At 71.0% G+C, this 14516-nt stretch carries 14 protein-coding genes; 7 read left to right on the plus strand and 7 right to left on the minus strand.

Annotated elements, in window-relative coordinates; translation table 11 throughout:
- Positions 1-48: 48 nt before the first annotated feature.
- Positions 49-486, minus strand: a complete 438-nt coding sequence (locus tag OG978_RS25355; RefSeq protein WP_072486709.1) for a gamma-glutamylcyclotransferase — start codon at positions 484-486, stop codon at positions 49-51.
- A gap of 249 nt (positions 487-735) precedes the next feature.
- Between OG978_RS25355 and OG978_RS25360 the strand changes: the two genes are divergently transcribed.
- Entirely contained in the window at positions 736-2175 is a 1440-nt protein-coding gene (locus OG978_RS25360) for an NAD(P)H-quinone dehydrogenase (RefSeq protein ID WP_326767398.1), read from the plus strand.
- Positions 2176-2398: 223 nt separating this feature from the next.
- Complete coding sequence (locus tag OG978_RS25365) at positions 2399-3331, plus strand: DeoR/GlpR family DNA-binding transcription regulator (protein WP_442817849.1); 933 nt, start codon at positions 2399-2401, stop codon at positions 3329-3331.
- Positions 3332-3518: 187 nt separating this feature from the next.
- Here the strand turns inward: OG978_RS25365 and OG978_RS25370 are convergent, their stop codons facing one another.
- On the minus strand, positions 3519-4118 hold the full coding sequence (locus OG978_RS25370; RefSeq protein ID WP_326767400.1) for a TetR/AcrR family transcriptional regulator: 600 nt from the start codon (positions 4116-4118) through the stop codon (positions 3519-3521).
- Positions 4119-4279: 161 nt separating this feature from the next.
- Positions 4280-6034: an acetyl/propionyl/methylcrotonyl-CoA carboxylase subunit alpha gene (locus OG978_RS25375; protein WP_326767401.1), complete on the minus strand. Its 1755-nt coding sequence runs from the start codon at positions 6032-6034 to the stop codon at positions 4280-4282.
- 411 nt (positions 6035-6445) lie between these two features.
- Between OG978_RS25375 and OG978_RS25380 the strand changes: the two genes are divergently transcribed.
- Entirely contained in the window at positions 6446-6898 is a 453-nt protein-coding gene (locus tag OG978_RS25380; protein WP_326767402.1) for a hypothetical protein, read from the plus strand.
- A 47-nt stretch (positions 6899-6945) separates the two neighbouring features.
- Here OG978_RS25380 and OG978_RS25385 read toward each other — a convergent pair whose 3' ends face one another.
- From OG978_RS25385 to OG978_RS25400, 4 genes are all read right to left on the minus strand, one after another.
- On the minus strand, positions 6946-7557 hold the full coding sequence (locus OG978_RS25385; protein WP_326767403.1) for a nucleoside triphosphate pyrophosphatase: 612 nt from the start codon (positions 7555-7557) through the stop codon (positions 6946-6948).
- A gap of 83 nt (positions 7558-7640) precedes the next feature.
- Positions 7641-7769, minus strand: coding sequence for a morphogenic membrane protein MmpB (gene mmpB / locus OG978_RS25390; RefSeq protein WP_326767404.1), 129 nt, complete (start codon positions 7767-7769; stop codon positions 7641-7643).
- Positions 7770-7924: 155 nt separating this feature from the next.
- Complete coding sequence (locus OG978_RS25395) at positions 7925-8146, minus strand: acyl-CoA carboxylase epsilon subunit (RefSeq protein WP_326767405.1); 222 nt, start codon at positions 8144-8146, stop codon at positions 7925-7927.
- Between the two features lie 14 nt (positions 8147-8160).
- Entirely contained in the window at positions 8161-9744 is a 1584-nt protein-coding gene (locus OG978_RS25400; RefSeq protein ID WP_326767406.1) for an acyl-CoA carboxylase subunit beta, read from the minus strand.
- 133 nt (positions 9745-9877) lie between these two features.
- Between OG978_RS25400 and OG978_RS25405 the strand changes: the two genes are divergently transcribed.
- From OG978_RS25405 to OG978_RS25420, 4 genes are all read left to right on the plus strand, one after another.
- The gene (locus OG978_RS25405; protein WP_326767407.1) at positions 9878-10744 is read left to right on the plus strand and encodes a biotin--[acetyl-CoA-carboxylase] ligase; all 867 of its coding nucleotides are present in this window, start codon (positions 9878-9880) and stop codon (positions 10742-10744) included.
- A gap of 349 nt (positions 10745-11093) precedes the next feature.
- Positions 11094-12266, plus strand: coding sequence for an adenylate/guanylate cyclase domain-containing protein (locus OG978_RS25410; RefSeq protein WP_326767408.1), 1173 nt, complete (start codon positions 11094-11096; stop codon positions 12264-12266).
- 106 nt (positions 12267-12372) lie between these two features.
- Positions 12373-13185 carry an enoyl-CoA hydratase/isomerase family protein gene (locus tag OG978_RS25415; RefSeq protein ID WP_326767409.1) on the plus strand — a complete coding sequence of 271 codons (813 nt, stop codon included), beginning with the start codon at positions 12373-12375 and terminating at the stop codon, positions 13183-13185.
- A gap of 95 nt (positions 13186-13280) precedes the next feature.
- Positions 13281-14444 carry a GGDEF domain-containing protein gene (locus tag OG978_RS25420; protein WP_326767410.1) on the plus strand — a complete coding sequence of 388 codons (1164 nt, stop codon included), beginning with the start codon at positions 13281-13283 and terminating at the stop codon, positions 14442-14444.
- The last annotated feature ends 72 nt before the right edge of the window (positions 14445-14516 follow it).

Here is a 14516-nt window from a genome sequence, read left to right on the forward strand (position 1 = left end):
CTGCACACGCTTGCTCGTACTTTCACACAAAAGCGCTGGTCGGCCGGGTCAGCAGGGGCGCTTGCGGAGTTCCATCACATAGTCGTGCGGCGCACCCGCGGACTCCGCCGCGTCGGCGATCTCGCCCAGGTAGCGGGCGGACGGCAGCCCGCCCTCGTAGCCGTTCAGCACATACATCCAGGCCGGCTCCTCGCCGTCCAGGGTGTGCACCCGCACCCGCATCCGGCGGTAGATGTCGAGGCCGACACCCTCCCACCGGTCCATGGAGTCCTCGTCCATCGGTGCCAGGTCGTACAGCGCCACGAAGACCTGAGAACGGGGCGCCTCCACCACCGTGGCGAGCGCGCCTTCCCAGCCCATCTGCTCCCCGCCGAAGGTCAGCCGCCAGCCGTTGAGCCAGCCCGTGCCGCGCAGCGGGGAATGCGGTGCGCGGCGCGTCATCAGCCGCGCGTCGAGGTTGCCGGCGTACGCGGCGTAGAGCGACATGGGTCCGAGGGTACGGGAGGCGACGGGGAGAACGTCGATTCCGGTGCGGAAGACCACTCGCGGGGTTCCGCTTCCCGCCCCCGGGCCCCGGCGCGCACGCCCCGGCGCACGTATGGAGGGCCCCGGGACGAAGCACCTTGGCGCGTGCGGGACAATGAAGTACGTACTGCATTCCCCCGGGGCGCTCCCCCGGACCCCCGGCCGGGGCAGCAGACGGCCGCGGGATGACATACGCGAGGCGGACTTTTCGTGACCCGGATCGTGATCATCGGCGGCGGACCCGGCGGCTACGAGGCGGCACTGGTGGGTGCCCAGCTCGGCGCGGAGGTGACCGTCGTCGACTGTGACGGCCTCGGCGGCGCGTCCGTGCTCACCGACTGCGTGCCCTCGAAGACCCTGATCGCGACGGCGGAGGTGATGACCACCTTCGACTCCTCGTACGAGGAGCTGGGCATCATCGTCGCGGACGACACCCCGCACGTGGAGCAGGCCGCCCGCGTGGTCGGCGTCGACCTCGGCAAGGTCAACCGACGGGTGAAGCGCCTGGCGCTCGCCCAGTCCCACGACATCACCGCCTCCGTCACCCGCGCCGGCGCCCGCGTGATGCGCGGCCGCGGCCGTCTTGAGGGCCTCCAGGCCGCCGACGGCTCCCGCAAGGTCGTCGTGACCGCCGCCGACGGCACGGAGGAGACGCTCACCGCCGACGCCGTGCTGATCGCGACCGGCGGTCACCCCCGGGAGATCCCGGATGCGCTCCCCGACGGCGAGCGCATCCTGAACTGGACCCAGGTCTACGACCTCGACGAGCTTCCCGAGGAGCTCATCGTGGTCGGCTCCGGCGTGACCGGCGCCGAGTTCGCGGGCGCCTACCAGGCGCTCGGCTCGCGCGTCACGCTCGTCTCGTCCCGCGACCGGGTGCTGCCGGGCGAGGACCCGGACGCGGCCGCCGTGCTGGAGGACGTCTTCCGGCGCCGAGGCATGAACGTCATGGCCCGCTCCCGCGCCCAGGCCGCGAAGCGCGTCGGCGACCGGGTCGAGGTCACCCTGGCCGACGGCCGGGTCATCTCCGGTTCGCACTGCCTCATGGCGGTCGGCGCGATCCCGAACAGCGCGGGCATGGGCCTGGAGGAGGCCGGCGTACGGCTCAAGGAGTCAGGCCACATCTGGACCGACAAGGTCTCCCGCACCAGCGCTCCGGGCGTGTACGCGGCCGGTGACGTCACCGGGATCTTCGCCCTCGCCTCGGTCGCCGCCATGCAGGGCCGGATCGCGATGTACCACTTCCTCGGCGACGCGGTGGCCCCGCTGGACCTGAAGACGGTCTCCTCGAACGTCTTCACCGACCCAGAGATCGCCACCGTCGGTTACACCCAGGCCGACGTCGACGCCGGCAAGATCGACGCCCGGGTGGTCAAGCTGCCGCTGCTGCGCAACCCGCGCGCCAAGATGCAGGGAATCCGCGACGGCTTCGTCAAGATCTTCTGCCGGCCCGGCACCGGCATCGTGGTCGGCGGCTGTGTCGTCGCGCCGCGGGCGAGCGAACTCATCCACCCCATCTCGATCGCGGTCGACAACAATTTGACGGTAGAACAGATCGCAAACGCTTTCACCGTGTATCCGTCCCTGTCGGGTTCGATCGCGGAAGTGGCCCGGCAGTTGCACACCCGTAAGCGCGCGGGCGAGGCGTAAGCGCCTTCGGGAACCCGGCAATCCCCGGTAACTCCCGGCAACTCGGGCGGTCCGACGACCGCCTTCCGATCAGTACGGAACAACAACGGGGCCGCCTATACCACTTGGCGGCCCCTTGTATGTACAACTTCCGTTATTCGGTGCAAACTGCTGAAAACACTCGGGCGGTCACGTTACTGTCAGTTTCGTGTTCGCTGCAGAACGTCGTCAATTGATCCTCGAAATGGTGCGTGCCAACGGGGCGGTATCGCTCCGTGAGCTCGCCCGCGTCGTCCAGACCTCCGAAGTGACCGTACGGCGGGACGTGCGGGCACTGGAGGCAGAAGGACTCCTCGACCGCCGGCACGGCGGTGCGGTACTGCCGGGCGGTTTTACGCGGGAGTCCGGCATTCCGCAGAAATCCCATCTCGCCACCGCGGAGAAGACGGCCATCGCCGACCTGGCCGCCGGTCTCGTGGAAGAGGGCGAGGCCATCGTCGTCGGCGCCGGTACGACCACGCAGGAGCTGGCCCGCCGGCTCGCGCGGATCCCCGGTCTGACCGTCGTCACCAACTCCCTGCTGGTCGCCCAGGCGTTGGCCCATGCCAACCGGGTGGAGGTGGTGATGACCGGCGGTACGCTGCGCGGTTCCAACTACGCCCTGGTGGGCAGTGGTGCCGAGCAGTCCCTCCAGGGGCTGCGGGTCTCTCGCGCGTTCCTCTCCGGGAGCGGACTCACCGCGGAGCGCGGTCTCTCCACGTCCAACATGCTCTCCGCGAGCGTGGACCGGGCGCTGGTGCAGGCGGCCGCGGAGGTGGTGGTCCTGGCGGACCACACCAAGCTCGGCTCCGACACCATGTTCCAGACGGTGCCGACGGATCTGGTCACCCGCCTGGTGACGGACGAACCTCCCGGCCACGACGACCGCGCCGCCAGCGAACTGCAGGCCCTGGCGGACCAGGGAGTGCAGATCGCGGTGGCCGGCTCGGGGAGCGGCCCCGCGGCGTCCGAGCCCCTTCCGCACGGCCGGCAGGGCCGCCGTGACATGCCGCTGCCCGGACAGCGCCGTACGCACGGGGGCGCCCCCGGAGGCCAGGGCCCGCAGCAACTACGGAGCGCGGCGGCGATGGCGGAACAGGGAGACCGGGCGAGGGTCGCGGACCTGCGGCGCCGATAAACCCGGCCTCGTCGGCGTCGAGAATCCGGCTTCGCCGGGCCCGCCTCCTCGAATCGCCGGGGGCGAAATTCCAGCCTCGCCGGCGTTTGAGGCGCGGGGTCCGGGGCGGAGCCCCGGTTACGGGAAGGGGCGGGCAGGGGAGCAGGCCCCGCGCAGCGGACCGCAAGGCCTGCCCGCCCCCAACCCCTCAACCCCCCTCCGCACGCGCCCCCTTCAACCCCTGCAGGGTCAGCATCAGTAGCCGCCCCGCCAACTCCGGGTCGTCCGGGGACTGTTCGGCGGCCAGCGCGATCGCGTTCGTCAGCTGCAACAGGTCGTCGATCGACACATCCGGCCGCACGGCCCCGCTCGCCTGCGCCCGCGCCAGCAGTACCGCCCCCGCCTCGCGCAGCGGCACATTGCACTGCGACAGGGCCGAAGTCTCGTCCCGTGACGTCGACATGAGCGCCTGGGCCAGCCCGCGGTACTCACCCGCATGAGTGATGATTGCGCCCAGCCACTCCACCAAGCCCCCGCACGGCTGCTCCGCCCCCGCGAGCTCACGGGAACGGGTGATCAGGGACGCCAGGGCCTCCTGGAAGACCGCGTTCATCAGCGCGTGCCGGTTCGGGAAGTGCCGGTACAGCGTGCCGATCCCCACGCCCGCGCGTCGCGCGATGTCCTCCAGGGACGCGTCGGTCCCATGCTCCGCGAAGGCGGTCCGGGCCTCGCTCAGCAGCCGGTCGTAATTCCGGCGCGCGTCGGCACGCATGGGCCGGGGCGGCGTCTGTGCCGTACTGGTCGCCATTGCGCAGCCTCCCTTCCTCCGCCTCGGGGTCCAGGATGCCATCGTGCGCCCGCAGGAGTGCGCCCGCAGGAGTGCGCCCGAGGAGCTGGGCCGCACGGACAGGGGCCCCTGCGGAGTCGTACGACTCCGCAGGGGCCCCTGTGACACGGATACCGCGTCGGTCAGTCCTTGATCTCGCAGATGACGGCGCCGGAGGAGACCGAGCTGCCGACCTCGGCGGCGAGGCCCTTGACGGTGCCGGAGCGGTGCGCGTTCAGCGGCTGCTCCATCTTCATGGCCTCCAGGACGACGATCAGGTCGCCCTCCTGGACCTCCTGGCCCTCCTCGACGGCGATCTTGACGATCGTGCCCTGCATCGGGGACGCGAGGGTGTCGCCGGAGACCGCGGAGCCGGACTTCTTCGCGGCACGGCGCTTGGGCTTGGCGCCCGCGGCGAGTCCGGTACGGGCCAGGCTCATGCCGAGCGACGAGGGGAGGGAGACCTCGAGGCGCTTGCCGCCGACCTCGACGACGACGGTCTCGCGGCCGGCTTCCTCCTCGGCCTCCGTGTCGGCGGTGGCGGTGAAGGGCTTGATGTCATTGACGAACTCGGTCTCGATCCAGCGGGTGTGGACCTGGAAGGGTTCGCTGGTGAAGGCCGGGTCGGTGACGACCGCGCGGTGGAAGGGGATGGCGGTGGCCATGCCCTCCACGTTGAACTCGGCCAGCGCACGGGCCGCGCGCTGCAGCGCCTGCTCACGGGTAGCGCCGGTCACGATGAGCTTCGCCAGCAGCGAGTCCCAGGCGGGGCCGATGACGGAGCCGGACTCCACACCCGCGTCGAGGCGGACGCCGGGGCCGGTCGGCGGGGCGAACGTGGTGACGGTGCCCGGGGCGGGCAGGAAGCCGCGGCCCGGGTCCTCGCCGTTGATCCGGAACTCGAAGGAGTGCCCGCGCACGGCCGGGTCGTCGTAGCCCAGCTCCTCGCCGTCGGCGATGCGGAACATCTCGCGTACGAGGTCGAGGCCGCTGACCTCCTCGGTGACCGGGTGCTCGACCTGGAGGCGGGTGTTGACCTCCAGGAACGAGATGGTGCCGTCCGTGCCTACGAGGAACTCCACGGTGCCCGCACCGACGTAGCCGGCCTCCTTCAGGATGGCCTTGGACGCCGCGTACAGCTCCGCGTTCTGCGCGTCGGACAGGAAGGGGGCCGGGGCCTCCTCGACCAGCTTCTGGTGGCGGCGCTGGAGCGAGCAGTCACGGGTGGAGACCACGACGACGTTGCCGTGGCTGTCGGCCAGGCACTGCGTCTCGACGTGGCGCGGCCGGTCGAGGTAGCGCTCCACGAAGCACTCGCCCCGGCCGAACGCCGCGACGGCCTCACGGACCGCGGAGTCGTACAGCTCCGGGATCTCCTCCAGCGTGCGGGCCACCTTCAGACCGCGACCGCCGCCACCGAAGGCGGCCTTGATCGCGATCGGCAGCCCGTGCTCCTCGGCGAACGCCACGACCTCGGCGGAACCCCCGACCGGGTCGGGCGTGCCGGCCACCAGCGGAGCCCCGGCACGCTGCGCGATGTGCCGGGCGGCGACCTTGTCGCCGAGGTCCCGGATCGCCTGCGGCGGCGGCCCGATCCACGTCAGGCCGGCATCCAGCACCGCCTGCGCGAATTCGGCGTTCTCCGACAGGAAGCCGTAGCCCGGGTGGATCGCGTCGGCTCCGGAGTCCTTGGCAGCCTGGAGCACCTTGGCCATGTCCAGGTAGCTGGCGGCCGGGGTGTCACCGCCCAGAGCGAATGCCTCGTCGGCCGCACGCACATGCAGAGCGTCGCGGTCCGGGTCTGCGTAGACGGCCACGCTCCCGATCCCGGCATCCCGGCATGCCCGAGCAACACGGACAGCAATTTCGCCACGGTTGGCGATGAGCACCTTGCGCACGATGGCTCCCTCCTTGAAACAAGCTGAGTTTAGGGACTACCGACACGGCCCTACGACCCGTCCCCAATGGTGAGCTTGCCCACACGGAGTGTGATTCGAGGCTTGCTCAAGTCGCGAAATCCCTTGTGGCACCACGGTACGCCGGGTTTCATAACCGCACAGTAGCCACGAGGTGTGGTCCAGGTCTCTGTTCGTACGAGCTGCGAGTTTCCGCGATTCTTTGTCGAGTCCCCACTAATGGGCGAACGATTCTTTGCCCGGCGCACGAGAGTCGGGGCAAGGGGGGTGCGGGGGGAGTGCGCCCGCGCACGCCAGGAGCGCGGAGTGGGAGCGGAGATCGCCGGGGCCCTTGTCCGGAGCATTACCCGTTAGTAGGGTCCGCGCTATCGCACGTACTGCAGGTAACAGGGGGTGAGCACCGTGGTGCGCAGACCGGTGGCGTTCGTGGCCGCGATCGTGCTGTTCGTGGAAGCCGTGGGCATTGTGCTCATCAACGGCATCCTGGCGACGGTCGTCAAGAACCAGGACATGTCACTGGCCGGGATGGACCCCGCCGTCATGTCCAACGGCACCTGGGCGATGGGTGGTGTCTTCGGCCTGTACCTGCTGCTGTGCGGGCTGCTCCTGCTGCTGGCCGGCATCCGCGACCGGGCCCCCGGCCGGATCGCCCGCATCGTCCTGATCACCTGCGCCGTGGTGCACGGAGTGCTGGGCGCGTTGACGGTCGGGCTGGTCGGCTGGACCGCGTTCGCGACTCTGATGGTGGTGCTCGGGCTGATAGTGCTCACGCTGGTGGCGTACGGCACCCGGTCCGACGAGTCCGCGAAGCCCGCCGCCGAGCCGGGTGCCCCGGCGCCGGTCTGATCGGGACCGGCTCCTCCGGACCGGCCCCTCCGGACCGGCCCCGACTCTCAGACCCAGAGCTCGGTGACGGAGATCCCGAGCTCGTCCAGCAGTCGGCGCAGCAGCGGCAGCGAGAGCCCGATGACATTGCCGTGGTCGCCCTCGATGGAGTCGACGAACGGTGCCGAACGGCCGTCCAGGGTGAAGGCGCCCGCGACATGGAGCGGCTCGCCGGTGGCCACGTAGGCGGCGATCTCGGCGTCCGTCGGTTCGCCGAAGCGGACGGTCGTGGAGGCGGTCGCCGATGCGGTACGTCCGGTCGCGGTGTCGATCACGCTGTGGCCGGTCCGCAGCACACCGGCCCGGCCGCGCATGGACTTCCAGCGGGCGATGGCCTCCTCGGCGTCGGCCGGCTTGCCGAGCGCCTCGCCGTCGAGTTCGAGCACCGAATCGCAGCCGATGACCAGGGCACCCGCCGCCTCCGCCCGGCCGGCCACCGCCGCGGCCTTGGCCTCGGCGAGCACGAGCGCCAGCTCGGCCGGTGTCGGGGCGCTCAGCGCGTCCTCGTCCACCCCGCTGACGACCACCTCGGGCGCGAAGCCGGCCTGCCTCAGCAGACCGAGGCGGGCGGGGGAGGCGGAGGCGAGCACGAGACGGCGCTGATCAGTCATACGCGCCATCGTAGAAGAGAGCGGAAGAGAGCGGACGGGCCCCGGGGCCTGCCCAGCGGCGTACCCCATCAGCGCATCCCTCGGCGCATCTCTCAACGCATCCCGAGCACGAACATCGCGACCACCATCGCGAGCGCAAGCACCAGCCCCGCGCGGCGCATCATGTCCTGGGCGTCGCGCAGTTCCTTCGGGGGCTTGTTCTCCGGGTCGGACCACAGCATGGAAACGATCCTGCTGCCGCGGCGGACCGCGCGCCTGAGTACGGGTACTCAGCCGCCGTGGTGCGTACGGGCCAGATCGTGCCCGGACGCACCGGAGGTCCGGACCCAAAGGGGCCCGGACCTCCGGAAACACGCGCGAAGGGATCCTCCTGCGACTACCCGGGCCAGTACGTCCGGGCCCAGGCCCGCGGGCCGGGCAGATGACGCGTGCGCCGGGCGATGCGTCCCGGGTCGGACCACTGGCCGGGCAGCGCCGACCCGCCGGCCGGTGTGCCGGACGATTCCTCGGACGTCGTCACCGCGGCGCGCGCCCGCACCACCGCCAGCGCGGCGGCCAGTTCCTCAGGGGTCGGGTTGCCCCGTACGACCTTGATCATGGCCAGGACCCTTTCTAGAGGGGGATGTTGCCGTGCTTCTTCGGGGGCAGCGACTCCCGCTTGGTACGCAGCTGGCGCAGCCCCTTCACGATGTGGGCGCGGGTGTCGGACGGCATGATCACCGCGTCGACGTAACCGCGTTCGGCCGCCACGTAGGGGTTGAGCAGCGTGTCCTCGTAGTCGGCGATCAGCTCGGCGCGGGTGGCTTCCTGATCCTCGGCGGCTGCGATGGTGCGGCGGTGCAGGATGTTGACCGCACCCTGCGCGCCCATCACGGCGATCTGCGCGGTCGGCCAGGCGAGGTTGATGTCGGCGCCGAGGTGCTTGGAGCCCATGACGTCGTACGCGCCGCCGAACGCCTTGCGGGTGATCACGGTGATCAGCGGGACGGTCGCCTCGGCGTAGGCGTAGATCAGCTTGGCGCCGCGGCGGATGATGCCGCCGTACTCCTGGTCGACACCGGGCAGGAAGCCGGGAACGTCGACGAAGGTCAGCACGGGCACGTTGAAGGCGTCACACGTGCGGACGAACCGTGCGGCCTTCTCGCTCGCGTTGATGTCCAGGCAACCGGCGAACTGCATCGGCTGGTTGGCGACGATGCCGACCGGGTAGCCCTCGACGCGCCCGAAGCCGGTGATGATGTTCGGCGCGAACAGGGCCTGGGTCTCCAGGAACTCGCCGTCGTCCAGCACGTGTTCGATGGCGCTGTGCATGTCGTACGGCTGGTTGGCCGAGTCCGGGATGAGGGTGTCGAGCTCGCGGTCCTCGTCCGTGGTGGCGAGGTCCGCCACCTCGGGGAAGGCGGGCGCCTCGGACAGGTTGTTCGAAGGAAGGTACGACAGCAGCGACTTGACGTACTCGATGGCGTCCTTCTCGTCGCCCGCCATGTGGTGCGCCACACCGGAGGTGGTGTTGTGGGTGCGGGCGCCGCCGAGCTCCTCGAAGCCGACGTCCTCACCGGTGACCGTCTTGATGACGTCGGGGCCGGTGATGAACATGTGCGAGGTCTGGTCGACCATGACCGTGAAGTCGGTGATCGCGGGGGAGTAGACCGCGCCGCCCGCGCACGGTCCGACGATCAGCGAGATCTGCGGCACGACGCCCGAGGCGTGCACATTGCGGCGGAAGATCTCGGCGAACAGACCGAGCGCGGCCACGCCTTCCTGGATCCGGGCGCCACCGCCGTCGTTGATGCCGATGACCGGGCAGCCGGTCTTCAGCGCGAAGTCCATCACCTTGACGATTTTCTCACCGTAGACCTCGCCGAGCGAGCCGCCGAAGATGGTGAAGTCCTGCGAGTACACGCAGACGGGGCGGCCGTCGACCGTGCCGTAGCCGGTGACGACGCCGTCTCCGTACGGGCGGTTCTTCTCGATGCCGAAGTTGGTGGAGCGGTGCCGGGCGAATTCGTCGAGCTCCACGAAGGAACCCTCGTCGAGCAGCAGATCGACCCGTTCGCGCGCGGTCAACTTGCCCTTCGCATGCTGCTTCTCGACCGCACGCGCGGAGCCCGCGTGCGTCGCCTCGTCGATTCGGCGCTGCAGGTCCGCGATCTTGCCCGCGGTGGTGTGGATGTCGGTCTCTTCCGGCTCGGACATCGGGTGGCGGCTCCCTGCCTGGTCACGGGGACGACTGTGCTGCTGGTCAGGTGCTGAACACCTACTGATCCGTAGGGTATCGGCGCGGATACGGTTCGGCAGTGCGTCGTTTGCCACACCTAGTCTGGCTTGCATGACACCTTCGGATGCGCCACAGAGTCGTTGGTCGGACCTGGACCGACCGCCCCTGAACGTCCCCGCGCTGCGCCGCGGACTGCTGCGGCCGGGCGGACTGTGGACCTCGCTCGACGTGGTGGAGACCACCGGGTCCACCAACTCCGATCTCGCCCGGCGCGCGGCCGAGGGGCTCGAGGAAGGCGCCGTGCTGGTCGCCGAGGAGCAGACGGCGGGTCGCGGCCGCCTCGATCGCACCTGGACGGCTCCGGCCCGTTCGGGCCTCTTCTTGTCCGTCTACCTGAAGCCGGGCGACGTCCCCACCGAACGGTGGGGCTGGCTGCCGCTGCTCACCGGGGTCGCCACGGCGACCGGCCTGGCGAAGGCCGCGGGCGTCGACACGGCCCTGAAGTGGCCCAACGACCTCCTGGTCACGGTGGACGGCGCGGAGCGCAAGGCGGGCGGCATCCTGGCCGAGCGCGCCGGGGACGGCGTCGTCATCGGCATGGGCCTCAACGTCTCCCTGCGCACCGAGGAGCTGCCCGTCCCCACGGCCGGCTCGCTGGCCCTGGCCGGAGCCGTCTCCACCGACCGCGAGACGCTGCTGCGGGGCGTGCTGCGCTCGCTGGAGCACTGGTACGGCCGGTGGCGCACGGCGGACGGTGACGCGGCGGCGAGCGGCCTGCAGGAGGCGTACGCGGCGGGCTGCGCGACGCTCGGCCGGACGGTACGGGCCCAGCTGCCCGGCGACCGCACGCTCACCGGCGAGGCCGTGGCGATCGACAGCGACGGCCGCCTGCTCCTCTCCACCGACGACGGCCTCCAGGAACCGGTATCGGCCGGCGACATCGTCCACCTGCGGGGCATCGGGGGCGGCCTGGTCTGAGGACGGCGGCGAGGGCCGCTGGGGGCGCGGACGCGCCGTGCGGTTGCTGCCGCCATCCCTGGTTCACCGGGCCACGAACCGTAGGCCCGCCTCCACGGCGCCCATCGGGGCCGCCGCGACGACTCTGCTCCTCCCGCCCCCTCGTCTTACCCGAACACGTACCCGGGGCATGAGATCCGTGCCCTCCTGGAAACCCCCCACCGACCGAAACCACCCACGCCCCCCGGCTCACCCAGGAACATTCCGGGAAGCCATAGGGGCGTGAGCTTCGGCACACCTGCCGTATCGTTGAGGCGATCCACCGACAGATCGGCAGGGCAGTGCGCAGGGAACGGGCAGGAGGCGGCTGGTGACCGTCGACGACACGACCTCCGGTGCGGGCACACAGCCCCCGTCGGACCCCTCGGTCCACGCGACACCGCATCACGAAGTCGACCATACGGCGGAACCGACCGACGACCCCCTCGCGATCCGGCTGGAACAGCTGATCCTGGGCGCAGACCGTCGCTACACGCCGTTCCAGGCGGCCCGTACCGCCGGTGTCTCGATGGATCTGGCCTCCCGGTTCTGGCGGGCCATGGGCTTCGCCGACATCGGGCAGGCCAAGGCGCTCACCGAGGCCGATGTGCTGGCACTGCGCCGGCTCGCCGGTCTCGTCGAGGCGGGGCTGCTCAGCGAACCGATGGCGATCCAGGTGGCCCGGTCCACCGGGCAGACCACCGCCCGGCTGGCGGAGTGGCAGATCGATTCCTTCCTGGAGGGGCTGACCGAGCCGCCCGAGCCCGGAATGACCCGTACCGAAGTCACGTACCCGCTGGTCGAGCTGCTGCTTCCGGAGCTGCAGGAGTTCCTGGTCTACGTGTGGCGGCGCCAGCTGGCCGCCGCCACCGGGCGGGTCGTGCAGGCCGCCGACGACGAGGAGATGGTCGACCGCCGGCTGGCCGTCGGCTTCGCCGACCTCGTCGGGTTCACCCGGCTGACCCGGCGGCTGGAGGAGGAGGAGCTCGGCGAGCTGGTCGAGGCCTTCGAGACCACCTCGGCCGACCTGGTGGCCGCCCACGGCGGCCGCCTCATCAAGACCCTCGGCGACGAGGTCCTCTTCGCCGCCGACGACGCGGGCACCGCGGCCGAGATCGCGCTGCGCCTGATCGAGGCGATGACCCAGGACGAGACCATGCCGGCGCTGCGCGTAGGCATCGCGTTCGGCACGGTCACCACCCGGATGGGCGATGTCTTCGGTACGACGGTGAACCTCGCCAGCCGGCTGACGTCGATAGCCCCCAAGGACGCCGTGCTGGTGGACGGGGCGTTCGCGGAGGAGCTGACCCGTACCGGCGACGCCCCGGCCTCCGAGGCGCAGGCGGCGGAGGAGGCCGCGGTGGCCGAGAAGGAGCGCCAGGAAGGCGTGGAGCCGGTTGCCGCGCCCAAGTACCGCTACGGGCTGCAGCCGATGTGGCAGCGCCCGGTGCGCGGGCTCGGCGTGGTGGAGCCCTGGCTGCTGGCACGCCGCGGCACTTCCTGAATCCGGCCTTTCCTGAATCCAGGCCTTTCGGACTCACCCGGGACCGCTGTCCGGGCCGCCCCCTAGGATCCCTCCGGTAACGATCGTTAACCGGAGGGGTGCAGTCATGACCGTCACGTCCGAGCAGCGGTTCGGGGAATTCGTCGTCGTACGGGTCCACGAGGGGCAGGAACACGTCGCCGAGCTGGTCCTCGACCGGCCCAAGGCGATGAACGCCGTGTCCACCGACATGGCCCGCTCGATCGCCGCCGCCTGCGCCGCGCTCGCCGCCGACCCCGGCGTACGGGTCACCGTCCTCACCTCCAGCCATGAGCGGGCCTTCTGCGTGGGCGCGGACCTGAAGGAGCGGAACTCCTTCACCGATGCCGATCTGCTGCGCCAGCGCCCCACCGCCCGGTCCGCGTACACCGGCGTGCTCGAACTGCCGATGCCGACGATCGCCGCCGTGCACGGCTTCGCGCTCGGCGGCGGATTCGAGCTGGCCCTGTCCTGCGACCTGATCGTCGCCGACCGCACAGCCTTGGTCGGCCTGCCCGAGGTGTCGGTCGGTGTCATCCCGGGCGGCGGCGGTACGCAGTTGCTGCCACGGCGGATCGGTGCGGCGCGCGCCGCCGAGCTGGTCTTCACGGCCCGGCGGGTGGAGGCGGCCGAGGCGCTCGACTGCGGGCTGGTCGACGAACTGGTGGAGGCCGGGCAGGACCGGGCGGCCGCGCTGGCGCTGGCCGGCCGGATCGCCGCCAACTCCCCGGTGGGGCTGCGGGCCGCCAAGCGGGCGCTGCGGCTGGGGCACGGCCTCGACCTCCGGGCCGGTCTCGAAGTCGAGGACGCCGCCTGGCGGTCGGTGGCCTTCTCCGGCGACCGGGCCGAGGGCGTGGCCGCCTTCAACGAGAAGCGGAAGCCGAACTGGCCCGGCGAGTGACGCGGAGTGGCACTCCATAACTGAATAGACACGAAGCGCACGCAATGAATGCCCCAAACTGATCAAATCACCACAAATCTACATAAGCTGTAGCGATGGGTGGTGATGATGCACGGCTGCGGGCCGTGGTTTTGCTTGCGCAGACGATGGCGGCGGCACACACCCCGAGGGGGTCGTGGCGAGCGGCTGCGCTGGGGGCGTGCGAGGCGCTGGGCGGCAGCTTCGCCGCGCTCTCCGTGTGGGAGCGCGGGCGCGGGCAGTTGCGCGTGCTGGTGAACGCGGGTGAACGGGCCGAGGGGGAGGAGGAGTTCCCCGAGGCGGAGACGTATCCGGTGCATCAGTTCCCGGAGATCACCGAGTTCCTGCACGAACGGTGGGCCGGGGGCGGTGAACCGGACGCCTGGGTCGAGACCGCCGACGGTTCGGCGGGCGCGATGCCGGGTGCGGGGCTGCGGGAGTACGGGAGCGGGTACGGCCGGGAGAGGGTGGCCGCCCTGCGCCGGCGCGGGCGCGGCTGCTGCGTGATCGCGCCGATCGTGCTGCACGGGCGGGCCTGGGGTGAGCTGTATGTGGCCCGCCCGGTGGGGGCGCCGGTGTTCGGGCGGGAGGACGCGGACTTCGCGACCGTGCTGGCCGCGGTCGTAGCCGCGGGGATCTCCCAGTCCGAACGGCTCGAAGAGGTCCGCAAGCTCGCCTTCACCGATCCGCTCACCGGTCTGGCCAACCGCCGTGCCGTCGACGTGCGGCTCGACGAGGCGGTGGAGCGGCACCGGGCGGACGGAGCGGTGGTGAGCCTGGTCGTCTGCGACCTCAATGGACTGAAGCAGGTCAACGACACCCATGGCCACGCGGTCGGCGACCGCCTGCTGGAACGTTTCGGCTCGGTGCTGTCCCGCTGCGGTGCCATGCTGCCCGGCGCGCTCGCGGCCCGGCTCGGCGGTGATGAGTTCTGCCTGTTGACGGTGGGTCCGGAGGTGGACGACGTGGTCCGGGTGGCCACCGAACTCTGCGAACGGGCGGCCGAGTTGGAGCTGGGCGACGGGGTGGCGTGCGGGATCGCGTCGACCGGTGATCCGATCGGCCCGGTGGTCTCGGCGCGGCGGCTGTTCCGGCTGGCGGACGCGGCCCAGTACCGGGCGAAGGCGGCCCGTTCGGTCAAACCGGTGGTGGCGGGGCGCGACGACGAGGTGATCCGGCTGGCCGACGCGCCGCCCAGGTCCGCCCACGACCGCCGCCACCTGCGCGGCAGTCGCCCCTGAAGGAAGCACCGGTCGGTAAGGGGTCAACCGCGCGACCACTAGTGACATGAAGGGATTCAGTCCGTACGCTTC

The sequence above is a fragment of the Streptomyces sp. NBC_01591 genome (assembly GCF_035918155.1).
GTDB lineage: Bacteria > Actinomycetota > Actinomycetes > Streptomycetales > Streptomycetaceae > Streptomyces.